At 55.8% G+C, this 25,256-nt stretch carries 21 protein-coding genes; 11 read left to right on the forward strand and 10 right to left on the reverse strand.

Annotated features, from left to right (window positions below):
- The first annotated feature begins 15 nt into the window (after nucleotides 1-15).
- Together miaB and WG934_RS05010 are read left to right on the forward strand one after the other, a co-directional pair.
- Complete coding sequence (gene miaB / locus WG934_RS05005) at nucleotides 16-1,596, forward strand: tRNA (N6-isopentenyl adenosine(37)-C2)-methylthiotransferase MiaB (protein ID WP_339978842.1); 1,581 nt, start codon at nucleotides 16-18, stop codon at nucleotides 1,594-1,596.
- Nucleotides 1,589-2,254 (forward strand): Rv2732c family membrane protein, encoded by a 666-nt coding sequence (locus tag WG934_RS05010; RefSeq protein WP_339978177.1) that lies wholly within the window; start codon nucleotides 1,589-1,591, stop codon nucleotides 2,252-2,254. Before miaB ends, WG934_RS05010 begins: the two co-directional genes overlap by 8 nt.
- Nucleotides 2,255-2,433: 179 nt before the next feature.
- On the opposite strand, the gene WG934_RS05015 is transcribed toward WG934_RS05010, so the two are convergent.
- The gene (locus WG934_RS05015) at nucleotides 2,434-3,795 is read right to left on the reverse strand and encodes a DUF349 domain-containing protein (protein WP_339988953.1); all 1,362 of its coding nucleotides are present in this window, start codon (nucleotides 3,793-3,795) and stop codon (nucleotides 2,434-2,436) included.
- 168 nt (nucleotides 3,796-3,963) lie between these two features.
- Between WG934_RS05015 and WG934_RS05020 the strand changes: the two genes are divergently transcribed.
- Both WG934_RS05020 and miaA read left to right on the forward strand, forming a co-directional pair.
- Nucleotides 3,964-4,680, forward strand: a complete 717-nt coding sequence (locus WG934_RS05020) for a hypothetical protein (protein ID WP_339988955.1) — start codon at nucleotides 3,964-3,966, stop codon at nucleotides 4,678-4,680.
- A 6-nt stretch (nucleotides 4,681-4,686) separates the two neighbouring features.
- Entirely contained in the window at nucleotides 4,687-5,610 is a 924-nt protein-coding gene (gene miaA, locus WG934_RS05025; RefSeq protein ID WP_339978844.1) for a tRNA (adenosine(37)-N6)-dimethylallyltransferase MiaA, read from the forward strand.
- Nucleotides 5,611-5,641: 31 nt separating this feature from the next.
- Here the strand turns inward: miaA and WG934_RS05030 are convergent, their stop codons facing one another.
- Nucleotides 5,642-6,406: a hypothetical protein gene (locus tag WG934_RS05030; RefSeq protein WP_339978183.1), complete on the reverse strand. Its 765-nt coding sequence runs from the start codon at nucleotides 6,404-6,406 to the stop codon at nucleotides 5,642-5,644.
- Between the two features lie 200 nt (nucleotides 6,407-6,606).
- On the opposite strand from WG934_RS05030, the gene WG934_RS05035 reads away from it, so the two are divergent.
- Genes WG934_RS05035 through WG934_RS05055 form a run of 5 tightly spaced genes read left to right on the forward strand, consistent with a single transcriptional unit; the run spans nucleotide 6,607 to nucleotide 12,253 of the window.
- On the forward strand, nucleotides 6,607-6,924 hold the full coding sequence (locus WG934_RS05035) for a FeoA family protein (RefSeq protein WP_339978185.1): 318 nt from the start codon (nucleotides 6,607-6,609) through the stop codon (nucleotides 6,922-6,924).
- A complete protein-coding gene (gene feoB / locus WG934_RS05040; protein WP_339988956.1) occupies nucleotides 6,921-9,050 on the forward strand; it encodes a ferrous iron transport protein B in 2,130 nt (709 codons plus the stop codon). Before WG934_RS05035 ends, feoB begins: the two co-directional genes overlap by 4 nt.
- A gap of 30 nt (nucleotides 9,051-9,080) precedes the next feature.
- On the forward strand, nucleotides 9,081-9,440 hold the full coding sequence (locus WG934_RS05045; protein ID WP_339988957.1) for a FeoC-like transcriptional regulator: 360 nt from the start codon (nucleotides 9,081-9,083) through the stop codon (nucleotides 9,438-9,440).
- A 22-nt stretch (nucleotides 9,441-9,462) separates the two neighbouring features.
- On the forward strand, nucleotides 9,463-10,914 hold the full coding sequence (gene hflX / locus WG934_RS05050; RefSeq protein ID WP_445228208.1) for a GTPase HflX: 1,452 nt from the start codon (nucleotides 9,463-9,465) through the stop codon (nucleotides 10,912-10,914).
- A gap of 58 nt (nucleotides 10,915-10,972) precedes the next feature.
- On the forward strand, nucleotides 10,973-12,253 hold the full coding sequence (locus WG934_RS05055; protein WP_339989256.1) for a uracil-xanthine permease family protein: 1,281 nt from the start codon (nucleotides 10,973-10,975) through the stop codon (nucleotides 12,251-12,253).
- A 28-nt stretch (nucleotides 12,254-12,281) separates the two neighbouring features.
- Here the strand turns inward: WG934_RS05055 and WG934_RS05060 are convergent, their stop codons facing one another.
- From WG934_RS05060 to lexA, 4 genes are all read right to left on the reverse strand, one after another.
- The gene (locus WG934_RS05060; RefSeq protein ID WP_339988959.1) at nucleotides 12,282-14,405 is read right to left on the reverse strand and encodes a PTS fructose transporter subunit IIABC; all 2,124 of its coding nucleotides are present in this window, start codon (nucleotides 14,403-14,405) and stop codon (nucleotides 12,282-12,284) included.
- 12 nt (nucleotides 14,406-14,417) lie between these two features.
- A complete protein-coding gene (locus tag WG934_RS05065) occupies nucleotides 14,418-15,392 on the reverse strand; it encodes a 1-phosphofructokinase family hexose kinase (RefSeq protein ID WP_339978193.1) in 975 nt (324 codons plus the stop codon).
- Entirely contained in the window at nucleotides 15,392-16,168 is a 777-nt protein-coding gene (locus WG934_RS05070; protein WP_339978194.1) for a DeoR/GlpR family DNA-binding transcription regulator, read from the reverse strand. Before WG934_RS05070 ends, WG934_RS05065 begins: the two co-directional genes overlap by 1 nt.
- Before the next feature lie 194 nt (nucleotides 16,169-16,362).
- Nucleotides 16,363-17,043, reverse strand: coding sequence for a transcriptional repressor LexA (gene lexA, locus WG934_RS05075; protein WP_445228183.1), 681 nt, complete (start codon nucleotides 17,041-17,043; stop codon nucleotides 16,363-16,365).
- A gap of 343 nt (nucleotides 17,044-17,386) precedes the next feature.
- Here lexA and WG934_RS05080 point away from each other — a divergent pair, with 343 nt between their 5' ends.
- A complete protein-coding gene (locus tag WG934_RS05080) occupies nucleotides 17,387-17,848 on the forward strand; it encodes a hypothetical protein (protein ID WP_339988961.1) in 462 nt (153 codons plus the stop codon).
- A gap of 28 nt (nucleotides 17,849-17,876) precedes the next feature.
- Nucleotides 17,877-18,344, forward strand: coding sequence for a transcriptional regulator NrdR (gene nrdR, locus WG934_RS05085; protein WP_339978198.1), 468 nt, complete (start codon nucleotides 17,877-17,879; stop codon nucleotides 18,342-18,344).
- On the opposite strand, the gene hrpA is transcribed toward nrdR, so the two are convergent.
- The 4 genes from hrpA to WG934_RS05105 form a co-directional block, all read right to left on the reverse strand.
- Nucleotides 18,341-22,369: an ATP-dependent RNA helicase HrpA gene (gene hrpA / locus WG934_RS05090; RefSeq protein ID WP_339988963.1), complete on the reverse strand. Its 4,029-nt coding sequence runs from the start codon at nucleotides 22,367-22,369 to the stop codon at nucleotides 18,341-18,343. The genes nrdR and hrpA overlap by 4 nt on opposite strands.
- A gap of 93 nt (nucleotides 22,370-22,462) precedes the next feature.
- A complete protein-coding gene (gene trhO, locus WG934_RS05095; protein ID WP_339988965.1) occupies nucleotides 22,463-23,401 on the reverse strand; it encodes an oxygen-dependent tRNA uridine(34) hydroxylase TrhO in 939 nt (312 codons plus the stop codon).
- A gap of 38 nt (nucleotides 23,402-23,439) precedes the next feature.
- A complete protein-coding gene (locus WG934_RS05100; RefSeq protein ID WP_339988967.1) occupies nucleotides 23,440-24,195 on the reverse strand; it encodes an iron ABC transporter ATP-binding protein in 756 nt (251 codons plus the stop codon).
- Nucleotides 24,192-25,235, reverse strand: coding sequence for an iron chelate uptake ABC transporter family permease subunit (locus WG934_RS05105; RefSeq protein ID WP_339978851.1), 1,044 nt, complete (start codon nucleotides 25,233-25,235; stop codon nucleotides 24,192-24,194). The genes WG934_RS05100 and WG934_RS05105 overlap by 4 nt, the downstream gene beginning before the upstream one ends.
- Nucleotides 25,236-25,256 lie beyond the last annotated feature (21 nt).

Genomic DNA, 25,256 nt, shown 5'->3' on the forward strand with positions numbered 1-25,256 from the left:
TTTCCAGACGTGCTGATGGAAAACAATATGGATGCGCGTGACAAGCGAACCTACGAAGTTCGGACATTCGGATGTCAGATGAACGTTCACGACTCGGAACGGTTGTCGGGGCTCTTGGAAGAGAACGGTTATGTCGCGGCTGCCGATGGCGAACGTGCGGATCTCATTGTGTTTAATACGTGCGCTGTTCGTGAGAATGCGGACAACCGCCTGTATGGCACACTCAGCAACTTGAAGCCCATCAAAGACGCGAACCCAGGTATGCAGATCGCGGTCGGCGGTTGTCTTGCCCAGAAGGATAAGGACACCGTCGTAAAGAAGGCGCCGTGGGTTGACGTCGTCTTTGGCACTCACAATCTAGGGTCGTTGCCAACTCTTCTGGACCGGGCATCGCATAATCACACTGCACAGGTAGAAATCAAGGACTCACTTGAAGAGTTCCCTTCGGTGCTACCTGCAAAGCGCGAATCCGCGTATGCAGGGTGGGTCAGCGTATCCGTTGGCTGCAATAACACGTGCACTTTCTGCATCGTCCCCAGCCTTCGGGGTAAAGAACGTGACCGTCGACCTGGCGACATCTTGGCGGAAGTACAAGCTCTCGTGGACCAGGGAGTTTCGGAAGTCACTCTGCTTGGACAAAACGTGAACTCCTACGGAGTCAACTTTGATGACCCGACGCTGGATCGCGACCGAAGCGCCTTCTCCAAACTACTTCGCGCTTGTGGCGACATTGAGGGATTGGAACGGGTCCGATTTACATCTCCACATCCTGCAGAATTCACTGACGATGTCATCGAAGCTATGGCGGAGACACCCAACGTTGCGCATCAACTGCACATGCCGTTGCAGTCGGGATCAGATCGTATTTTGAAGGAAATGCGCCGTTCGTACCGCTCAAAAAAGTTCCTTGGGATCTTGGATAAAGTCCGCGAAGCAATGCCAGACGCTGCAATCACCACTGACATTATTGTTGGTTTCCCGGGGGAGACAGAAGAAGATTTTCAGGCGACTCTCGACGTTGTCGAAAAGGCTCGCTTTTCGCTCGCCTACACCTTCCAATACTCCCCACGACCAGGTACTCCGGCGGCAACGATGGACAATCAGGTGCCACCGGAAATCGTCAAGGACCGCTATGGTCGCTTGATTGCACTGCAGGAACGAGTTGCTGCGGAAGAGAATGCGAAGCTGATCGGCAGGGAAGTTGAACTCCTTGTCACTGCTACTGAAGGTAAGAAGAGCAGCCAGACTGAACGCATGTCAGGTCGAGCCATGGACGGACGATTGGTTCACTTCACCCCAGCCCCATCGTCCCCAGGGGCCATCGATACCAAGATCCGCCCTGGCGATTACGTAACGGTAGCCATCACCGATTCAGCGACCTACTTCCTGTTCGCCGACTCGGGCGTGTCTCGGCATAGGCGCACGAAAGCTGGCGACATGCACGAATTGGGGGAGACCCCAACGACCGCACCGATCGGAGTCGGACTAGGCTTACCCACGGTGGGTCGTCGTCCAGCAGTTGCTGGGACAGAGTCATCGCAAGGATGCTGCGCAAGCAGTTCTACAGACAATGACAGAGGTTGCGGTTGTGAGTGAACAAAAGGATCGTCTCGCGGGATTCCGCGATGATCTACGGGGCGCTGAACGTAAAGCAGCAGCTGAGTTGCAGCTAGGTGCAGCAGTGGTGCCAATGGGCATCGCTGTTGTCGGTTTGGTGATGACGTACTTTTTGCCTCACGCCGGCAACGTCCTCGGGTTCGATGTTCTTTTGAACACTGATGTGGCACAGCAGTACTTCACCAAGCTCCCGGAGCGGATTTTCTCCATCATTATGTTGGTGGGAATTCTGATGACAATCGCCACCATCCTTTCCAGGACGACCCTCGTCGCGTTCATCAACTGGGTCGTCGTGTGTATTCAGGCGGTGTATTCAGTATTCGCGGGGTGGATGCGTCAATCTCGTCCGCCAAGCGAAGCAAGTGAAGGTATCTCGTACGGCCTCGCCATCGCTATTGGGTTGAGCCTTCTTCTCGCAATCACTCTGTCATTCGTGACCTTTAAGAAGACTCGATTCCAATCGGCACTCGAAACAGCCCGGCGCGACGAAGCCGACGCTGACCCTGTGCTCCGTGCGCAGCAGCAGTACCTGCGCGGCGGTTCCATTCCACACACTGCTACGGACGTCACGCTTGTCGACGATCGCCGTGACCGCGTTCGCCGTCGTAAAGAACAGCGGTCTGAGACTGAAAAGTAGTGGCAGTCGATTGTTGCAAGGGATAGCACGTAACCCTCGCAAGCGGTAGTAGCTAGCGAAACACAGACATAGCAAAAGGGCCGGGGAGAACCCCGGCCCTTCGCTTTATGCCATTCACGCCTCATGCTGCTCACCAGCGCGAGTTACCGCAGTAGTTGCGCTGGGTGAGCGAGATCTAGCTACAGCTCATTGAGTGCCTGAGCTGCGGTGTCTGCCCATTCGCGCCACTGCGCAGCCTGTGTGCGCGCTTCTTCGGCCTTCTTTGCCTTGCCCTTAGCCTCAAACTCGGCAGCTTTGGCTTCGAACTCGGCAGCGCGGTCGGCGAACTGCTGAACTCTTGCTTGAGCTTCTGGATCGGTGCGACGCCACTGGGAATCAGCAGCCTCAGATACACGCTTTTCTAGGGCGCCAATGCGATCTTCGAATTCGCGGATGCGGGCACGAGGAACGAAACCGATTTCCTCCCACTGTACCTGGAGCTTGCGGAGCTCGTTGCGCGCATGATCAAGCCCCTTGGCAGGGTCGATCTTTGGCTCGAATTCTGCGAGGAGAGCTTCCTTCTTTTCTGCATTCTCCTCGAATTCGCGGTCGCGCTCTTCGTTGACAGCATTACGAGCCGCAAAGAATTCGTCCTGCGCGGACTTAAAACGCTTCCACAACTTGTCGTCGATTTCGCGAGGAGCACGACCTGCGGCCTTCCAGCGCTGCATCAATTCACGATAAGCCGCAGCCGTGGCACCCCAATCGGTGGACGTTTTGAGAGCTTCGGCTTCCTCGATCAGAGCTTCCTTTTCGCGACGAGCGGAGGCGCGATTTCGATCAAGCTCGGCGAAGTGTGCCCCGCGTCGACGGTTGAACGCATCACGGGCGCGAGAGTAGCGACGCCACAGCAAATCATCCGTCTTTCGGTCAATGCCCCGAATGCTCTTCCATTCGTCGAGGATCGCGCGGATGCGGTCACCGGCGGTCTTCCATTCAGTGGAGTTCTCGGCGATGTCCTCGGCCTCGGCTGCCAGTGCCTCCTTACGAGCAATAGCCTTCTTGCGACGTTCAGCCTTCTCCTGAGCTGCCCTTTCGCCAGCGCTATCAGCATTCTTCACAACAGCATCCAGTGCGGTATCAAGTGCCGCCAGGTCACCGATAACCGCAGCTTCTGGAAGTTGTTCCTTCAGCTCGAGGGCACTACTACGAATGGTCGCAGCTTCCTCTGGATGCGACACAATGCGTGCTTCCAACAACTCGACTTCGGTAGCCAAGTCGTCGTACCGAGCACCAAAGTGGGCAAGGCCCTGCTCCGGCGTGCCAGCCTGCCACGATCCGATCTCACGTTCGCCGTCAGCCGTGCGAACCCACACTGTACCGTTGTCATCGACGCGACCCCACTGTGCGGGGTTAGAGCGCTTGCGAGCAGCCATAGTGTGAGCTTTTGCCATAACAGATGGGCTTACACCTGGAGTCTTGTTCGGGTGCGGGCCTGGTACCAAACCAGGACGTGGGCCAGGTTTTGGACCAGGCTTCGGAGTATTGCTGTTGTTAGTCATCGCTGGTGGTACTTTCCATTTCATCAAAATCGCCGCGCGGCACGGCTGCCGGAACACATTCCTCTTATTGAGTATCCCAGAATTGTGTCTTCTTCGTCGGGAGAATCTCTGCGTATGGGGGCGGTGGTCGATGCGACCGCGTGGATGAGGGCGCGGTAGCGTAGAGGCGTGTCAGGACGACTTTTACTTATTCCGGGAGCACCTCTGCTGATTCCTGAACTTTCGGGTGGCGATGAGGTTGCAGCGAACCTCCGCGCAGCGGTTCTTACTGCAGCTCGAGAGGTTCTATCGGGGGCTAAGTCAGACGCTCTGACCGAGTCCGAGTCAGGTTCTTTCCCCATTGTGTTTGTCTATCGTCCCGACGATCAGTCCCGAACATCTCATACGGGTTCTTTCAAGGCATGGGGCACAGATATCAGTGTTGGTTATGGCAACCATCTGCCAGAGCTTGTTGCGCGATGGGTGCTGCGCGAAGCAGGATGTGATGCTTCGTCTCTTGCGCAGGCGGAATCATTAGCGCAGTTTCCTGACCCGTGGACACTCGACCCAAATACGGTCGTCGTCGCTATTGCAGATGGTCCAGCGGCCCTCAACGTCGACGCTCCATTGAGTCTGCTCCCGCACGCGCGCGAGATTGATGCGGTGTGCTCGACCATTGGAGGCTGCGATTCCTCCGTACTGGAATTTGGCACTGATCCTTTTGGTGAGTTCGGTCCAACCACGTGTGCGAGTGTCGGCTTATACACGGCAGGGATCTGGCAAGATATTACGGCTTTTGGGGCGGAGCTTTACGACGACCCGACTAGCCAACTCAGTGGTGCAGAAAAGTACCACTGCGATACGTATGGCGTGGGTTATCACGTTGCGGTGTGGCACTGGAAGTAGGACATGATGAGAGATACCACTCCAATCGCTGTTGTTGGTCCGACAGCGTCCGGGAAATCTGATCTTGGTCTCTATCTGGCGGAACAGCTCGATGGTGAAGTCGTCAACGTTGACTCCATGCAGCTGTATCGAGGCATGGATATCGGTACCGCGAAGTTGACTGTTGAGGAGCGCCGTGGCATCCTACACCACCAGCTCGATGTTCTCGATATCACTGAGACTGCGAGCGTCGCCAAGTATCAAGCGGAAGCAGTAGCGGACGTTGAGCAGATCCGGGCACGCGGGAAAGTGCCGATCCTGGTCGGTGGCTCGATGCTATATGTCCAAGCTCTCGTCGATGACTGGCAATTTCCGCCGACAGATTCCGCGGTGCGGGAAAAGTGGGAGGCAGTGCAGAATGACATTGGTGTCGAGGCTCTGCATCAGCACTTGGCGACGGTCGACCCAGCGGCGGCTGCGATCATTGAGCACAAGGATCCGCGAAGAATCGTGCGCGCATTGGAAGTTATCGAGCTGACGGGTAAGCCGTTTGGTGCAGCAAAGCCCCCCATCGATGCTCCTGCTCGATGGGGAACCCGGATTCTGGGGCTTGCTACAACTCCGGAGTGGCTCAATCCGCGTATTGAGCTCCGCACTCGCATGATGTTTGAGAAGGGGCTTCTTGCCGAAGTTGAGTCGCTGATTGCACTCGGACTTCGTGACGGAGTCACTGCCTCACGCGCGATTGGTTACGCGCAGGTGTTGGCATATTTCGATGGCGAATATTCGCTTGACGACGCCGTCGACAGGACAATCACGGGCACGCGGCGTTATGTGCGTCGTCAGAAGTCCTGGTTCAAGCGAGATCCCCGCGTGCAGTGGCTGGATACTAACGCAGAAAAAAGTGTCCGCGACCAGGCTATGGAAGTGCTGGTTGCGGACACTGCGTAACACGTACGTGGGGTTGCGTCGTCGGCGTGGACTAGTGAGTGCTGCACCCACCGGAGCCACAGCTGCAGCCACCATCGCCACAAGAGTCGCCGCAACCTTGTGGTGCAATCACATCGCCGACCATCAGGAAGCGGCCGGTGACGATCTGGCCAGGTGCAGGCTCAGGCTCGTCGTCGATTGCAGGCAGCAGAATGTCAATTGAGACTGGTACATCAGCATGGATCAGCCAAAAGTCCTGGCCAGTCAAGCGATTGGTTCGCTTATTAACCTGGTTGATCACGCCGGAGATCTCGACTGATGCGTCAGGGGCAGTGGTGCCCGCTTTCGGCCCAACGATTGCCTCAGCTCCGAGGGAGCGGAGTTGCTGTGGGTTCGATCCGTCGTTGTCGCTTACCTGTGCATCCACAGCGAGAGCTGCGAGGTTGACGTGTTCGAAGGTCTGGGTGCCTTCGTCGACAAGCAGCGGGCTCTGTGCCAACGCGCACGTAACGGAGTGCAGAACTTGATCGAACTTCTCCGATGCCGGGTCATCTTCGACGATTTCAATGAGTGCAAGGACATCATCTAGTGCAGAAACATGGGCTGTGACCTGTGTGAGCCCCGCAAAGCCAGCAAAAGTGGCGAACGGTTCCACGCCGAGCACATGAAGTCGGGCGCCGGATGGATCTTCGAAACGGACGAGCTGGCCGCCTCGCACTTCACCGATAACGGACAGGTAATCACTGGCGATGGCAGCTTCAATGGCATCCTGCCACCGGTCGTAGCCGAGGCCAATGCTGCGTAGGTCGGAAGTCATAGTGTTCCACTGTAGTACGGGCGGGTGTGGAAACTGGTCGCCACCTCCTGTGACGCGCGTCAGATGGGAGACGTGGGTAACCCCGATAGTGAAATCCTGATGTCAATTTGGGGTCTACCTATACAAGTGGGGTAGGGTGGCCTTAGTTAATTCTTCAAGGCTTGCCAAATATCAGGCTTGACATACTTAGGGAGATCGACATGGGGAAGCAGTTTTCCACCAGCTCGACAGGCTCGATGACTATCGAGCTGACTCCGATGGGCGTACCAGCTCAGACACCTGCTGATCGTCCGCAGTGGGATTCACTCGCGGAAGTACCTTCCGGAATGTCGGTGGTTCTCGCTGCTCCACAGGCGGAAGCAGGATTGTGTCGCCGACTTGCTCAACTCGGATTGCGTCCAGGAATGCGAGTGACAGTTGCACAGAAGACAGCCGGCGGTGGGCGAGTAGTCAAGTCAGGCACCTCTCGTTATGCAATTGATCGGGAGACTCTCGCACTCATGGGAGTTCTTCAATGAGCAAAGTTGTCATAAGTACCGAAGGGTCCTTGGGCAATAGCAAGCGTAAGTTCTCGGCTGCGCCAAGCTGTCACGAGTGCCCCGGCGGATCAGTAGCGCCCGCTGGATCGCCCATCATTGCTTTGGTGGGCGCGCCGAACTCCGGCAAATCCACATTATTCAATGCGCTGACCGGCGCTAAAGCTCAAATGGGTAACTGGCCGGGCACGACTGTAGAAGTTAGTCGTGGCGCATGGACTGTCGGTAACACCGTCATGGATGTCATTGACTTTCCAGGAGCTTATTCGTTGGATGCGATGAGTCCTGACGAGGAACTCACTCGCGAGATGCTCATCGAAAAGCCGATGGAAGAGCGTCCTGACCTCGTTGTGGTCGTCGTCGACGCAACGTCGCTGGCACGTGGTCTGTACATGGCTACAGAAATCGCCGAGCATCCAAACCGCTTAGTCATTGCGTTGACGAAACTCGATGTTGCTGCAGCGCAAGGCGTCACCGTCGATCCAGCTGCACTGCAAGAAGCGATGGGCGTGCCGGTGGTGCCGGTGGATCCACGTCGCAAAGCTGGGCTCGCTCGGGTTGGGCAGACAGTTCAAGCTGCCCTGGAAGGCTGCTTGGTGACGATGCGCCCCATCGCACAGCCATCTCATCCACAGCATGTAGAACAGCTTCTCGACGAAAGCCCCGAATCATTTACCGATTGTCAGAGCAGCGAGGACGAAGATAGGTCGTGCTGCAACAGCTGTGACGCTGAGGTAGTGCCGGTCGCAGAGGTTGATCAGGAAGCACTTGACGAAGCTCGTTTTGCTGCTATCGATGCAGCCGTCAGTGCGTCTGTTCATACCGAAAATGAACGCGTGACATGGAGCGATCGTATCGATCAGTTTGCGCTCAATCCTTTCCTTGGCCCGCTGTTGTTCTTGTTCGTCATGTGGGTTGTTTTCAACATAACGACGACCGTGGCCGCTCCACTACAGGACGGTTTGGATGCTTTCTTTACTGGTCCACTGTCGGAATGGGCTACGGCTGGCTTGGCCGCTATTGGTCTTGACGGGCCTATCGCAACTGGATTGGTCGTTGATGGCCTGATCGGTGGCGTTGGCATGGTGCTGACGTTCGCTCCATTGATGGCACTGATGTTCTTGTGTCTCGCTGTGTTGGAAGACTCTGGCTACATGGCTCGTGCAGCAGTGGTCACTGACCGGGTCATGCGTGCGATAGGGCTGCCCGGTAAGGCGTTTATTCCACTCATCGTGGGTTTTGGTTGCAATGTTCCAGCAATCTCGGCGACCCGAGTATTGGGTAATCCTCGGCATAGAATCCTCACGTCGCTGCTCATTCCGTTTACGTCGTGTAGTGCGCGTTTGACGGTCTACGTCATGATGGGCGCGGTGTTCTTCCCAGACAACGCTGGCAACGTCGTGTTCGCGATGTACGTGATCTCGATTTTGCTCGTCGTTCTTACTGGCTTGATCCTCCGCAACACCTTGTGGCGCGCACTGCCATCGGAACCACTGGTCATCGATCTGCCAACCTACCAATTGCCAACGGTGCGCCTCGTTACCAGCGTGATGTGGATTCGTTTGAAGGGCTTCCTCAAAACTGCCGGTGGCATCATCGTAGCAACCGTCGTGGTCGTGTGGTTCTTGCTGGCCATGCCAGTCGTGCCCGGTCATAGCTTCGGTAGCGAGGATTTGGCTCCACAGGATTCTGCTTATGGCAAGGTCAGCCATTCCATTGCTCCGGTGTTCGAACCAGCTGGCTTTGGGTCGTGGACTCTGTCAGGTTCGTTGATTACTGGTTTCGTCGCAAAGGAAGCAGTCATCTCCACCTGGGCGCAGACTTATGCAGTTGAAGACGTGACTGATGCCGTTGAGTCAGAACAAGCTGAAAGCCAATTGGCAACCCAGATCCGAGCCGACTTCGAAGAGTCTTCGGGAGGGCACACGATTGCAGCAGTCTGGGCATACATGCTCTTCATGCTGGCGTATACCCCGTGTGTCGCCACGCTAGCCGCGCAGAAGCGAGAGATCGGTACCAAATGGATGTTGTTTGGGCTTGGCTCCCAGCTGATTGGCGCGTGGGTGTTGGCCGTAGCAGCGTTCCAGATACTGAAGCTTTTCCTCTAAGACTTTTCTTCTAAGAATCGCAGGGCAGAAATGAAGTGGTTTCGACAAGCGCGTAGCGACGAATCGTCGCCAGGCAAAACCGAAGCACCACAGCAAGAACGTCGGACACCATTGGCCGATGTGAAGGCAGCCATGGCGCGAGGCGTGCTGTCTCGTGCTGCGATTGCGCAGGAAACAGGGCTGTCCAGGGTTACCGTCGACGCGGTGCTTGAGCACTTGGAACGGACCGGGCAGGTGCAGCGGGAACGGTTAGCGGCATCGTGCCCGTCAAGTGGTTGTTCTTCGTGTAGTCATGCGACCTCCAGTGGCGACGCATGCGGGCCGGCTGCACCAGGCGGGGAACGTGGGCCCGTCGTGTTGACTCTGCAGGCTCCACAGCGACGTCGATAAGCAGGCACTTACGTCGTGTCGAATTGGGGTTTTACCCGGTCAACGTGCGACAATACGTGGCAACATGACTGAATTTACTCCATCAACTGGTGATCTTGATCTTGAAGCGCGTTCGTCGCTGCGTAGGTTGTCGCGAGCTGCGACCCACACGACGGATGCGGAGGACATCACTGAAGTCGAGTATCGCCAGCTACGACTGGAACGAGTAATCCTGCTGGGTGTGTGGACGGAAGGCACACTTGCAGAGGCGGAAGCTGCGATGAATGAGCTCGCCGCTTTGGCAGAAACCGCCGGCTCCGAGGTACTGGAAGCGGTGTTGCAGCGCCGTGACAAGCCAGACCCGGGCACATATATCGGCTCGGGTAAGGTCGCCGAACTTCGCGACATCGTGAAAGCGACGGGCGCAGATACCGTGATTGCCGACGGTGAATTGTCGCCTGGCCAACTGGTTGCATTGGAAGACCGCCTGGATGCCAAGGTCATTGACCGCACGATGCTGATTTTGGATATTTTTGCTCAGCACGCCAAGTCCAAAGAGGGTAAAGCACAGGTGTCCCTCGCGCAGATGCAGTACTTGATCACGCGACTGCGTGGTTGGGGACATTCCCTTTCTCGTCAGGCTGGTGGTCGCGCTGGCTCGAATGGCGGTGTGGGTCTGCGTGGTCCCGGTGAAACGAAGATTGAGACTGATCGTCGACGTCTGCGCCAGGACATGGCTCGAATCCGTAAAGAGCTTGCTGCTATGAAGACGGCGCGTGAGATTAAACGCGCGCGTCGTAAAGCTGGGCATTTGCCACGAATCGCCATTGCTGGCTACACGAATGCCGGTAAGTCGTCACTGCTTAATGCCTTGACTGATGCCGGTGTACTAGTCGAGAACGCACTGTTTGCAACCCTGGACCCAACGACCCGGCGCGCGGAGCTTCGCGACGGTCGCACGGTGATCATGACCGACACCGTGGGCTTCGTACGTCACCTGCCAACGCAGCTCATTGAGGCGTTCCGGTCCACCCTGGAAGAAGTACTGGAAGCGGATCTAATCCTGCACGTGGTTGATGGCTCTGATGCTTTTCCGTTGGATCAGATTCAGGCAGTCAATGATGTCATCAATGACATCGCTGCCGAGCAGGACATGGAAGTGCCACCAGAGTTGTTGGTTGTCAATAAGATTGATCAAGCTGATGGCATCACCCTTGCGCAGCTACGCGCTGAGCTTGACGACGTCGTCTTTACCTCAGCAAAGACAGGCGAAGGCATCCCGGAGCTGGAGACACGCATTGAACTTGCTCTCAATGCTTTGGACGCACACGTCACCATGATGATTCCTTTTCAACGTGGCGATATCGTGGCTCGACTGCACGAGGAAGCTACCGTCCTGGCCGAGACGTACGAGGGTGATGGCACGCACATCGAAGTCCGATTGCCGAAGTCGATGGCACGTGAGCTCAGCGAATTCATCATTGAAGAAAAGTAGCCTCTAGGGCGTAACATATGGCTTCGTGAACTCACGTAACGCTGATCAAGGCCACTTAATGGGCTGGACGCTACACGGCGATGGCCGTCGTATTGCACCGGGCGCTGTCGTCGCACCTGAAGAGCGATTGACCTGGCTGCGCACCATTGGCGTCGGCATGCAGCATGTCATCGCAATGTTCGGTGCTACGCTGCTGGTCCCACTGATTACGGGTTTCCCCGTCAACACCACTCTGCTTTTCTCGGGTATCGGCACGATTCTATTTCTGCTCATTACCCGCAACCGACTACCGAGCTATCTTGGCTCGTCGTTTGCTTTCATTGCTCCGCTCTCGGCGACGCAGGCGCAAGGTATTGGTGCCCAGCTGGGTGTGATCATCGCTGCTGGTGCTGTGTTGATGGCGCTGGGCTTCGTCGTCAAGCTTGCAGGTAAGGCATTTCTCGATGCAGTGATGCCACCGACAGTGACAGGCGCCATCGTCTCGCTGATTGGTTTGAACTTGGCACCGACGGCTACAACGAACTTTGCGACGCAGCCGCTCGTCGCCTTCGTCACTATGGCCACCATTTTGATTGCGACCGTCGCTGGTCGTGGCATGTTGGCTCGATTGGGCGTGCTGGTCGGTGTCCTCGTCGGTTGGTTGTTCGCTGCTGTGACCGGCAACCTCTCGCCAGAGGCAACGCAGACGGTGTCCGAGGCCCAGTGGATTGGTCTCCCGGACTTCCACGCTCCAGAGTTCCACCTCAATGCAATGCTGATTGGACTCCCGGTGATTGTCGTGCTGATTGCCGAGAACGTCGGCCACGTGAAAGCCGTGGCCGCAATGACTGGTCGAAATCTGGATGACCTTGCTGGTGATGCGTTAATCGCTGACGGCTTTGCGACGACCCTCGCCGGTTGTGCAGGCGGATCAGGTACGACCACGTACGCCGAGAACATCGGTGTCATGGCGGCAACCCGGGTGTATTCAACTGCTGCGTACTGGGTAGCAGCACTAACCGCTATCGCGTTGGCGTTCATTCCGAAGTTTGGTGCGTTGATCCTGACAATCCCTGAAGGCGTGCTGGGTGGGGCAACGCTGGTGTTGTACGGCTTAATCGGGCTGCTCGGTGTTCGAATCTGGATCGATGAGCGTGTCGACTTCAATAACCCAGTGAACCTGACGGCAGCAGCAGTCGCCCTAGTTGCGGGAATTGGCAACTTGACCCTCAATGTTGGTTCCATCCAGTTGGAAGGCATTGCTTGGGGTTCGGTCGGCATCATCATTGGTTACCCACTTCTGAAGTTCCTCTACGAACGCGTCGGGGAGGGCCAGCAAGTGGCTCGACAGAGACTCTGATTGACCTCAAAGGGCTAGCAGGCGAGGCCTACCCAGTTGTAGGGGAAATGCGCTGCGGCCAGCACTTCTTTAAAGTCACAACGCATAGCGCACCTACGAGTGAGCCCGCAAGAATCGCGACAATCCACGACAAGGGATGCTCTGTGGCAAACAGGACAAACACACCGCCATGTGGTGCCATAGTGCTTGCTCCGAGTCCCATCGACATAGCCCCGGCAACACCGCCGCCGATAACGATTCCGGGGATGACCCGAAGCGGATCGGCTGCGGCGATCGGGATGGCGCCCTCAGAGATGAACGAGGCACCTAGCAGCCAACCCGCCTTGCCGTTATCGCGCTCCGTGGCATTGAAGTACTGCGGTGTTAGTGATGTTGCTAGAGCCAAGACCAGTGGGGGAACCATACCGGCCGCCATCACTGCGGCCATGATCAATTGAGAGCTCTCTGTGCCAGAGGACAGGCCGGCCGTCGCAAAGATATAAGCAGCTTTGTTGATGGGGCCTCCGAGGTCGGAGCTCATCATGATGCCGAGGACCAAGCCCAACAACACTGCGGACGAATCAGACATCCCGGTGAGCCAGGATTGAAGGCCTGACATCACACTGCTGAGGGGTTTACCGAGGACCAGGTACATGGACAGGCCAACAACCATGGAGCTGAGCAGTGGGATGACCACCATCGGCATCAGCGAGTCGAGGGCTTTCGGCACTTTTAGGCTGGCTAACCAGCTGGTCAAGAGACCAGCGAGCATGCCGGTAACCATTCCTCCGATGAACCCTGCACCCATGCTCAGGGAGATGGCACCCCCAATAAAACCGGGTGCGATACCGGGTTTATGTGCCAATCCGTATGAGATATATGCACTGAGAATCGGCACAATCGCTTGCATGCCGAACCCACCGATAAGCGATAGTGCTCCGCCCAAGTAGACCAGCAAGCCAGGGCGATTGATGTCGAAAACCTGTCCGTTACCGAAGTGGTATTCGTTCCCAGACATTGGATGAGGAAGGTCCCACAACGACGAATCCTGGACGACGGCTTCTGCAAACTGTGAAACTTGCGTGCCTGCGAAAAGGAAACTCACGGCAATGAGAAGGCCACTAGCCGCTACGAACGGCACCATATAGCTCGTGCCCGTGAGCATTGCCTGTTTGATACGTCGCAGGAAGTGAGCACCAATGCCACTCGAGCCACGTGGAGTGGATGTGCTGGGGCCATCGTCGGCTTGGCTGTGGACAGTTTCGAACGTCCCGGTTTGACGTGGGGAACCGTATTCAACCCTGGAGGATGCAACGGGGCGGGATGCAGCTAACTCAACTGCATCAGCGATGACCTTGTCTGGCTGATCAAGGGCATTCCGGACCGACATCGAAAGAGTAGGAATGTCATCGAGTCGACTGGGCGCATGGATCTCGATGTCTGAGGCGATGATCGCTACATCTGCGTTCGCTAAAGCAGCGTCGGTTAATGGCACTTTGCCTGAAGCGCCTTGAGTCTCGATGGACAGCGCCACGTCGTCACGTTTGGTTGCAGCATGCGTGAGCGCATCGGCCGCCATGTATGTGTGGGCAATGCCGGTGGGACATGCAGTGACTGCAACTATGTGCGTGACCTCACGAGTCTGAATCGGCTCAACCGCCGCCTCGCGTTGCGACGCAGTTGTCAGGGCGGTATTCGACGTGCGCGGGGAAGCTGACAATTTGGTGGCGATGATGTTGATGGCATCGTCGGCAGACTCAGTGCCACGCAGTGCTGCGCGGAAGTCCTTCTTGATCAGACCACGGGCAAGACTCGACAAGATAGTCAAGTGTGCGTCATCGGCCCCCGCTGGGGCAGCAATAAAAAATACGAGGTCCGCAGGTCCGTCCGGGCCCCCAAAATCCACGGGACTGGACAAGCGGACGAAGACGAGGGTCGGAGACTCTACGTGAGAGCTGCGACAATGGGGAATGGCAATGCCACCTTTAAAACCAGTGCTGGAAGTGGCTTCACGGGATTGGGCGTCGGCAAGCAAACCCGCACTGTTGGACGTTCTTCCCGCATGTTTCACAAGTCCCGTAAGAAATCGCAGGACGTGATCCGTCGTAGACCCAACGTTGACATCAAGCCGAATGAGTTCCGGGGAAATGAGATCATTCGTGTCAAGTGTCATGGTGCATCGTCCCTAGTCAGCGGAGTACCGTGTGACGGTAGCTTCCGAGGTGCGTAATAGATCTGGAGTTGGAATCTGGGTGCTTGGCAAAGCCGTCGCGGCTGCACCGTATGCCATGGACAATGCCAGGCATTCATCGAGTGGCTTGTCCCCGACGCGTCCAAGCAAATAGCCCGCGAGAGTGCAATCGCCTGCGCCAACCGTTGACACTGGTGTGATGGGCGGTGGGGTCGCTACGTAGATTGGTTGATCACGCACGGAAAGTACGGCGCCAGCTGGACCAAGCGTGATCAATACTTCGTCAACGCCCTTGTCGTTGAGGGTACGAGCTGCATCAACAGCAAGCCCGTAATCGCCCGCGAGGGCGTTCTGCTCAATGGCATCTCCGTTAAGACCAAGCATTTGCCCGGCCTCGTGAGCGTTTGGTTTGAGCAGGGTAGGGGCGATGAGCTTCAGATTCTTGCCGACTGTGTACAGCGGTCCGTCGGAGGTGTCAATGGCAATTTTGGCACTCGGATTGGCAGACCAAATGTGGCGCAGACACGCGACATAAAAGTCTCGTGGGACACCAGGAGGCAGGGACCCAGCAAGTACCACCCAACTAGCAGCAGGAGCGAGGACTTCCAATCGATTGAATACCTGATAACGCTGGTGCTTGGTCATAGTCATGCCCAGCGAATTCAACTTCGTGGTGGTGCCGTCATCTTCGACAAGCGTGTAGTTGATGCGTGCATCATTGCCTGTATCAATTGCCTCGTGAGGAATACCAGCGAGCCCCAGCAAACGTGAAAAGCGACCGTGAGCAGCTGCCGGATACAACGCGCAGGTGTCATAACCTGCCAGGAAGAGAGCTTCCGAAACGTTGATTCCTTTGCCGCCAGCCATATCATCTGGCATAGGTAAGCGGTAGACCCCACCGCGTTCGAGACGCGCGTTGATTCGCGCCGTTCGATCAATCGACGGGTTGAGAGTAAGGGTCAAGATCATCAGGCAATAACTACTTCCACACCGTGATCACGGAGATTCTGAACGAACGCCTCTGGAGCTGAATCATCGGTAATGACGACATCAATGTCATCCAAACCAGCAAAGCTGACCAAGAAATCCCGGCCCAACTTCGTGGAGTCACACATAACGACGACCTTCCGCGCGTTAGTAATCATTGCCCTTTTGACTGCAGCTTCCTGCGGATCGGCAGTAGATAGGCCATGATCCACAGTGAGGGCGTTTGATCCGATAAAGGCAACATCAGCGCGCATCAATGCGAGAGTACGTAGCGCGGCATCACCCACCACCGCCTGCGTGATCACTCGAACCTGACCCCCGAGCAACTGAAGCTCAATGAAATTTGCGGCGGCTAGCGTCAGTGCGTTGGGCAGGGAATTGGTCACCACCGACCACTGTCGCTCATCTGGAGCATGCGCCATAAGCTCTGCGAGAGCTTCGGTAGTCGTGCCTGCATCGAGGAAAACACCACCACCGGAATGTGGAAGAAAGTCCACCGCAGCTCGAGCAATCGACTGTTTAGCATCACGCTGCGCGTTCTTCCGCGCGTCTACTGAAACCTCGAGCGTCTGAAATGACTTCGTTGCGACGGCTCCGCCGTGGACTCGGTGTACCGCACCTTCAGCGTCAAGCTGTGCGAGGTCACGGCGAATAGTTTCGGCAGTTACGTCAAAGCTCAGCGCCAAATCGGCGACTGTCACACGGCCTTCTACCGCAGTAAGCGCTGCAATTTTTCGGCGTCGTTCTTCTGCGTACATGTGAGAGAGCCTCCATCTGGCCATGACCGTGCACGTTTACTAGGGGTAAACGCTACGAAAACCGTACTAATAGAAGTATGCCCGTTTGATTGTGTTTAGGGCAATGAAAACCCACAACAAAATTCAAACGGGCATAAACGGGGTGAGTTGATAGATTAAAGAACGTAGCTAGGAGCAGGTCAAACAGAGAAAACTTAGAGACTGCGAAGCACAGTCACGACCTTGCCAAGAATTGTTGCTTCTTCTGCGCGACGTGGCTCGAATGCCCGGTTATGAGGCAATAGCCACTTACCGGCAGCATCCTCGTGCCATTCTTTGACCGTCGCCTCGTCGTCAAACATGGCGGCCACAAAGTCTCCCTGCTGTGCCACGTTCTGAGAGCGGACGACCACCCAGTCGCCATCCAATATGCCCGCATCGATCATGGAGTCGCCGACGACCTTCAGCAGATACAGGTCGCCCGATCCAGTGAGTTCTCCAGGCAAAGCCATGTAATCTTCGACATTCTGCTCGGCGAGGATAGGGGATCCGGCTGCAATCTGGCCAACGATTGGAACCACCGTCGGTGCAGGAATATCTTCTGGCAGATCTGGAGTCTGGATTTGAGGACGTGGCTGTGGGCCCGGCTTCGAAGAGCTGTCCATGCCATCAAGCTTGTCGTTGAGGTTGCGAACATCGACTGCCCGAGGCTTATTGGCATCGCGCCGAACGAAACCCTTCTTTTCTAACTCGCGCAGCTGGTATGCCACCGACGAGGTAGAACTAAGGCCAACTGCATCGCCGATCTCCCGAATGCTTGGTGGATAACCCCGCAACGTCAGCGCATCGTTCAAGAAAGTGAGAATGCGCCGCTGCCGCTCGGTAAGGGGACTCATGTCGGGTTTGCTACTTGCCATGTTGTTATCTCCACTCTGCATCCAGTCTGCTGTCCGCTCTTGATACCGCATTGGATGTCCACGTTGGCGCCAAAGTTGACGCCCACGTAGCCATCCAAGTCAACGTCGGAATCGAGGAACTGTCCTGTGTTTTCTAACTCACACCTTGGTCTCGACAATACACGACGTGTTCGAAATATGGCACAACTGTTCGAGTATTTTCGAAAACTTTGTAGACACTGTCCGGTAAGGGTGCTATAAATCGAACATAGGAACGCAATCGAACATATGGTTGCATCGTTGTTCGACTATTGTTCGAACGGAAAGTAGGAAGGATTCAGCAATGACTGTTTTTCTTGCAGAATACCGGAATGATGTACAGACCTCGAGCAATACGTCCATTGTCGAACTCGACTTTTCGCGTCCGGCATTTTCTGGCGCCACCCGGCGTGCTCGTGCCGTGAAGGAGTCACGTCGAGCTATTCGAACGCACAGGCGGACTTCTGTTCGTCCGTTGGGTCACCGTGCGGCACGTCGTCAGCGACCAAGGGGTGGCCACGATTTGTTCTACATCGGAGGGGCATCAGGTGCGGTTCTGCCTCCGGTAGCGGCTGCCTCGGGTGGTGCGGGCGCGGGTCCTTTGCGTGGTGTTCGCAGGAGTCGCGCCAATATGGGTGTTGCAGCCGCGATGATTGGCGCAGCCGGTCTGCTCGGAGCTCTCGCTTCTGCAACCGCCCCTGACGAAGCCCCTGTGCCAGCCACGGTAATTTCTATCGGCGCTACTGCGACAACGGCTGCAGGGTAGAAGAATCTGCTGCACGTAAGATGAAAGCGTGCATTGCCAATACTGTCACCATGACCACACCAAGGTAATCGATTCCCGGTTGATCGATGACGGCATGACCATTCGCCGTCGACGCGAGTGTTTAGCATGTGGAAAGCGATTTTCCACTCTGGAACGCTCACAACTCATGGTAGTGAAACGCGACGGTATCGCTGAAGAATTTAGTCGCGAGAAGGTCATTCAGGGTGTTCGGCGTGCATGTCAGGGGCGAGACGTGCCTGAGTCCAAGTTAAAGAAGCTTGCTCAAAACGTAGAAGAAGCTCTCCGAGCTAAAGGAACTCCCCGCGTAGATTCCAATGATATTGGCCTCGCAATTCTTGAGCCACTGCGTGACCTCGATGAAATCGGGTACTTACGCTTCGCATCCGTCTACAAGTCCTTCAGTTCGGCCGAAGATTTCGAAAACGAAATCCGCTACCTCCGGGAACACAGGGATCGACCCAAGCACGATTACTAGAGCTTATCTATTGCCTTTTTCACCCTCGTTGTAGACACAGTTCGGGCGGTGCCTAGGCGTTGGGCAAACAGACTCACTCGGAGTTCTTGAACCATCCATCCAATATCACGAACTGCAGCGGACTTCTGGCGAGCAACAGGCAATTGCTTCAGTTTGTTCTCCAGATGGGCCCGAACCTCGGCGACTTCATCTTCCAAGTCGGCGTCCCGATAAGGATCGCGATCCATATCTTGAATACGGATCTCCATTGCTTCGAAGTAACGAGGCAAGTGACGCAAGTGCGTCCAGCCGTGCCGTGCTACCGCACCTTGAGGAAGCATGAACTCCAACTGGCGACGCATATCGTCAACAGCTGGTCCTTCCCACTTTTTAAGTTCCTGTACCACCGTGTAATAGCGGGGCAACGCTGCTGCCATTCCTACAACCAGCTGTCGGACACCAGCATTGACGAGGGGCTTTACGGCATCGCGAAGCTTCTTGTAGTCCTTCGGATCTCGGACGGGGCCACCATTGGTCATCATGGCATCACGAACAACTGCGACACGACAGTCCTCGACAAGTCCTTCAGCTCCGCCGTGTGGCCAAGAATCCACGGCAACCCGCTGTTGCAAAGGCAGCCCTTTCACCATGGAACTTACTTGCACTGTGCAGTCCCGCAGCAACATGGTCAAGCATGCGGTGACCAACGATGCTTCTGCCTGTGCCTTCGTTGGCATGACCTTAACTGCGACACCGTCCTTGGTGGCAACCAACGTAGGAAACGCTGTCACCTTTTGGCCATCGACCTTGTTCTCGACCGTTTCCGGGATTGCCCCTAGGTTGTCAGCAGTCCATTCCTTCACAGCGTCGTGCTCAGAATGTGCTGCTGCTTGTGACACCGCAGTCCGCACTTGACCTGCACGACGCCCTTGCAGTGCTGCCAAATTCCGATCCTGGTCAGTAATGTTTCCTCGGCGGTCGATCGTCGCAAAGTTGAAGCGCAGGTGATCCGGGAGCTTATCCAGATCGAAATCAGTAGCCGAAATTCCCGTACCGCCAAACTGGCGAAGTGCGTCGGCCAACGCTTCGGTGAGAGGACGACTATACGGCACCATGACATCGAAAGCCTTGCGAGCAAAATCCGGAGCTGGCACCACGGAACGTCGTAACGGTTTCGGAAGGGAACGGATCAGAGCCTCAATAAGCTCTAACCGGAGACCAGGGACAAGCCAATCGAAGTTCTCGGAAGTTAATCCGGCGAGCAATGGAACCGGAATGTGTAGAGTCACGCCATCATCGACGGCACCCGGCTCGAACTTGTAGGACAACGTGAAGTCCAAAGAACCCTGCTGCCACATATCAGGGAACTGGACCTCGGACACATCGTGGGCATCCGGATTAACCAACTTGGAAGGATCGAAGTCCAGAAGAGTGGGGCTCTTCTGAGAAGTCTTCTTCCACCAACGATCGAAGTTTGCCGCGGTTGTGATGGATGCGGGTAACTTGGCGTCGTAGAAGGCGTACAAAGTGTCATCGTCAACAACAATGCCGCGACGGCGAGCTTTGTCCTCAATGAGTGCTGCGTCATCGAGCTTTGCACGATTGTCGTGGAAAAAGCGGTGATGGGTAGTCCACTCGCCATCGACTAGGGCATGTCGAATGAACATCTCACGGGCTGCCACAGGATCGACAAGGTGATAGGGAACAATGCGCTCCACAACAACCGGCACACCGTACAAAGTGCGCTTCAGATAAGCCATAGCGGCACCACGCTTAGTGGACCAATGTGGTTCGGAATACTGGTCTTTCAGCAGATGGTCGGCTAGTTTCTCCACCCACTGCGGTTGGATGACAGCGACGCTGCGGGCAAAGGTACGCGAGGTTTCGACGATCTCGGCAGCCATGACCCAACGAGGGGGCTTCTTGTTCAGCGCCGACGAAGGATGTACGAGGAACTTTGTATTTCGGGTACCCGTAAACTCCTTGCCATCGCCTTCTCGAACACCGATCTGCGACAGCATTCCGGCCAACAGACTCTGGTGGATGGAATCCGTGTCAGAACCGTTGGTGTCGGATGACCAATTCCACCCGAGTTCACCCACCACTTGAGTCAATTGGCGGTGGAGATCCTGCCATTCACGAACACGCATGTAGTGCAGGTACTCCCGCTTACACAGTTTGCGGAACTGGTTTCCTGAAAGTTCGCGCCGCTTCTCCGTGAGATAGTCCCACAGCTTCAGATAGGAGGCGAAATCACTGGTCGTATCTTTAAATCGGGCATGGAGCTGATCCGCCTGAGCTTGGAACTCCAGTGGACGTTCCCGTACATCTTGCAGACTCAACGCAGAGACAATGGTGATGACAGAATGCAATGCGCCATTAGTGTTCGCTTCGACCAACATGCGAGCTAGTCGAGGGTCGACAGGTAGACGCGCGATATCACGTCCCTGTGGGGTCAGCGTTGGTGCTTCATTAGTTGTGGCGGTCAGCGCGCCGAGTTCGTCAAGAAGTTGGACACCATCTCGGATGGCCTTGTTATCTGGTGGGTTGATAAACGGGAAGTCCTCAACGCGGCCCAGCTTCAAATTGGCCATCTGCAGAATCACAGACGCAAGATTGGTGCGCAGAATCTCCGGATCTGTGAATTCCGGACGCGAAACAAAATCTTCTTCGCTGTACAGGCGAATAGCTACGCCATCAGCGACACGACCACATCGGCCCGAACGCTGATTAGCTGACGCTTGGCTGACTGGCTCGACTGGCAAGCGTTGCACCTTCGTTCGCGTTGAATACCGCGAAATACGCGCGCTGCCTGTATCGACAACGTAGTGGATACCCGGCACCGTCAACGAAGTTTCGGCAATGTTGGTTGCCAACACGATTCGTCGCGAAGAATGTGGACCGAAAACCCTGTGTTGCTCAGCGTTCGACAAACGACCAAACAATGGCAGCACCTCAACACCACGCCAATGCTGCCCGTCGATTGCTTCTTTGGCTTCGCGGATCTCGCGCTCGCCAGAAAAGAAGACCAGGATGTCCCCGTCGCCGTCACGCATGAGTTCGCGACAGGCATCGAGGACACCATCGAGAGGATCGCGGTCGATCTCTTTGACGTTGCCGTGCTTGTCCGTCACCTGATCCACAAGCGGGCGGTACCGCAATTCAACTGGATAAGTGCGCCCCGAAACTTCAATGATCGGGGCAGGTGTGCCGTCAGCATCGGCGAAGTGTCGGGCGAATGCTTCCGGATCGATCGTTGCCGACGTAATGATGACCTTCAGCTCAGGGCGCTTCGGCAATAGCTGCTTCAAGTAACCGAGCAAGAAGTCAATATTAAGTGAACGCTCATGCGCTTCGTCGATAATGATGGTGTCGTAATCGAGAAGCAACCGGTCACGCTGAATCTCTGCCAGCAGAATGCCGTCTGTCATCAGTTTGATCGCCGTGTTGTCTCCGACACGATCATCGAAGCGAATCGCGTAACCGACGTGCTGCCCGATTTTCTCGTCCAGCTCCTCAGCAATACGTTCTGCCACGGAGCGAGCTGCGAGACGACGTGGCTGTGTATGGCCAATCTTGCCCAGCACACCACGCCCAAGTTCGAGACAAATCTTCGGAATCTGAGTCGTTTTACCCGAACCCGTTTCACCGGCAATGACGACAACTTGGTTCTTCTCAATCGCCTCGGCAATGTCGTCCCTACGTGCAGAAACCGGCAATTGCTCCGGATACGTAACCGTAGGCATTGCTTGACGACGATCTTCGCACCGCATCTTCGCCAGCTCAATGTCTTCGCCGATGGCGTGAACAGCGTTGGGGGAGCCAGCTCGACCCAAACGACGACGGAAACTGCGCGCCTCGGCGAACGGCAACTCGGTGAGCTCCGCGTGTAGGCGCTTTTTTGCGTCGGCAACTTCTGGCGTCACTCGGCGAGAACTCTTGCCCGCGCCTCGTCGTGGTCCCTTATTGGTGCGTTGTTGAGGGGACTGGGGCCGTCGTGAAGCGTTGTGATTGGAACGCTTGGAGTGAGATTCAGAGTTAGTCATGGTGATTCACACAAATCGTACAGGCTTGCCGACGACTCGAATCACCATGACTACGAAATGTGACCGAGGATGAAGCCGCGAGAGGCCACGAGCCTAGGACGTTGCCTCTGCTGCAGCCTTCTGCGCAACCTCTATGCACTCGTCCTGGCCACAATGCTGGGTTTCGGTTTTGGACCAACAGTCGTCGCAGATCAGTACCTGCTTCCGGCAATTGTCTTCGTTAATGCAGTTCTGGAACTTGTTTGTTGGTTCACCGCAGTGGATGCAGTGGCCGAGCTGAACGTAGTCCTCATCGTCGATGCCTTCCCCAAATTCGAGGTGCATGCGACGATCGAACACATACAACGAGCCTTCCCATAGGCCCTTATTGCCGTACTTTTCGCCGTAGCGAACGATGCCACCATCGATCTGGTAAACCTCTTTGAAGCCACGGTTCTTCATCAGCGCAGACAGAATTTCGCAGCGAATACCACCGGTGCAGTAGGAGACGACGGGCTTGTCTTTCATCCAGTCGTACTTGCCAGATTCCAGCTCGTCGATGAAGTCGTGGGTCGTGCGAACATCGGGAACAACGGCATTCTTGAACTTGCCAATCTGCGCTTCCATGGCATTGCGACCATCGAAAAACACCACGTCATCGCCATGCTTTTCGACGAGTTCGTTGACCTCATGCGGCTTCAGGTGCTTGCCGCCGTCCATCACGCCGTGGTCGTCGACCTTTAGCTCGCCCGCGGCTTTGAATGCGACGATTTCATCGCGCACCTTCACCGAAAGCTTAGGGAAGTCCTCAGCACCGCCCTCGGACCACTTGAACTCCATCTTCTTGAAGCCAGGGTATTCCCGAGTTTTGCGAATGTACTTCTTACACGCATCCAAGTCACCGCCCACGGTGCCGTTGATTCCGTGCTCGGAAATGAGGATGCGACCTCGCATGCCGAGCGACTCGCACAAGTCACGCTGCCACAGCATCACGGCTTTCGGATCGGACAGCGGTGCGAAACAGTAGTACAGGAGAATCTTGCTAATGGACACGCCTTCAACTCTAGCGCTCTGTAGGAGCTTCCCCTAAATCAGAAGTAGCAGGCGAGGGGACCGTTAGGGCCGTCGATAACTTCCACTGGAGTGTTGAAAATCTCGGATAGGATCTCGTTCTTCATGATCTGTTCGGGCGTGCCGAACTCCGCGATTTTTCCATTTTTCACGGCGCAGATGTAATCGGAATAGCGAGCCGCGAAATTGATGTCGTGCAGGACCACAACAATGGTCTTGCCGAACTGCACAGCTGCGCGCTTCAAATGCTGCATCATCTGAACTGAGTGCGCGATGTCGAGGTTGTTCAGTGGCTCGTCGAGAAGCACATAGTCTGTCTCCTGGCACAACACCATTGCGACGTATGCACGCTGCCGCTGACCTCCCGACAACTGATCGAGATAGCGGTTTTCCAGTTCTGTCAGGCCTAGGAAGTCGATGTAGCGGGAGATGATTTCTTCATCGGTCTTGTTCAGGCGCCCTTGGGTGTAAGGGAATCGACCGAATCCGACAAGCTGACGAACCGTCAACTTAGTGATGAAGTGATTCTCCTGGCGCAGAATCGATAACACGCGGGCGAGATCCTTGGACTTTGTCGTCGATACGTCGAAATCTGCGACGGAGATCGCGCCCTCGTCCATGTCCATGAGGCGACCAATCATGGTCAGAAGAGTGGACTTGCCGGCGCCGTTGGGGCCAACGAGCGCAGTGAGGCCTCCGGCGGGAATGTCGAGATTGACGGGGCCGATCTCGACTTCGCTGTTGTACTGCTTACGGACGTTCGTCAGAGTAATCACAGTCGGCCCTTCCTAAGGATGACGAAGAGGAACACCGAGCCACCAACCAGCTCGATAATGATGGACACCACACCTTGTGCGTAGAAGATGTGGTTCATGACAAAGTACGCGCAGGTCATGACCATGAACGCGATAGACAACGACATCGGCAAGATGTACCGGTGGTCGTAGGTATCAGCAAACTGATACGCGAGCGTTGCGACGAGAAAGCCGAGGAAGCTCATGGGTCCCACCAGGGCGGTGGAGACGGCCATCAGGATGGTAACGAAGATGAGCGTCAAGATTGAGATTCGGCGATGATTCAGCCCCAAGTTTGTGGTGGCATCGCGTCCCAGGGAAATGATGTTGAGCTTGCGGGACATGCCGTAGATGCCAATGCACGCGATAGCGATGAGTGCGATGGAGATCGGGAAATACTCTGCTTCCGCATTGTTGACAGACCCAAAGAGCCGGGCAGTCAAAACATCGAACTCGCTTGGAGTGAGTAACCGTTGCATGAATGTCGATAAGGAACCGAGGCCACCACCAATGACGATGCCTACCAAAAGCATGGCGTGAATGTTGCCCTTGTTTCCCGTCAGCAACCAGCCGTACAAAACCAAGCTGAAGCCGATCATCAAGACCAGCTGCACCAGGAACGTCTGCATCGAACGTGCTTCCATCAAACCAGTGATGCCAAGGAAATAGACGGTAGCTGTGTGCAAAGCCGTATAGAGAGCCTCAAAACCCATGATCGACGGTGTAATGATGCGGTTATTCGTCACTGTCTGAAACGCGACGGTGGCGAAAGAGTGGCAGAAAGCCACAATGAGCATGGCGATGACTGCCTCGAGTCGTCGTTCTGCAAGCAGCCAGAACTGTTCCGTGCCTACCGGCATGGGATTGCCGTAAGCGAGCAAACCGAAAGCAGCAAGAAGTCCGAGCGCGGTAACAACTGCCAGAATGATCCAGTACTTGCGAGCTGCACGCTTCGTTTGGAACGCAGCGGCAGACCGAACTGGTGCTTCAGCGACAGGTTCGACGGTCTCAACTGGCTGCATGAAATGCAGCTCTTGTGGAGT

The organism is Corynebacterium sp. H78, assembly GCF_037572275.1.
Classification (GTDB): Bacteria; Actinomycetota; Actinomycetes; order Mycobacteriales; family Mycobacteriaceae; genus Corynebacterium.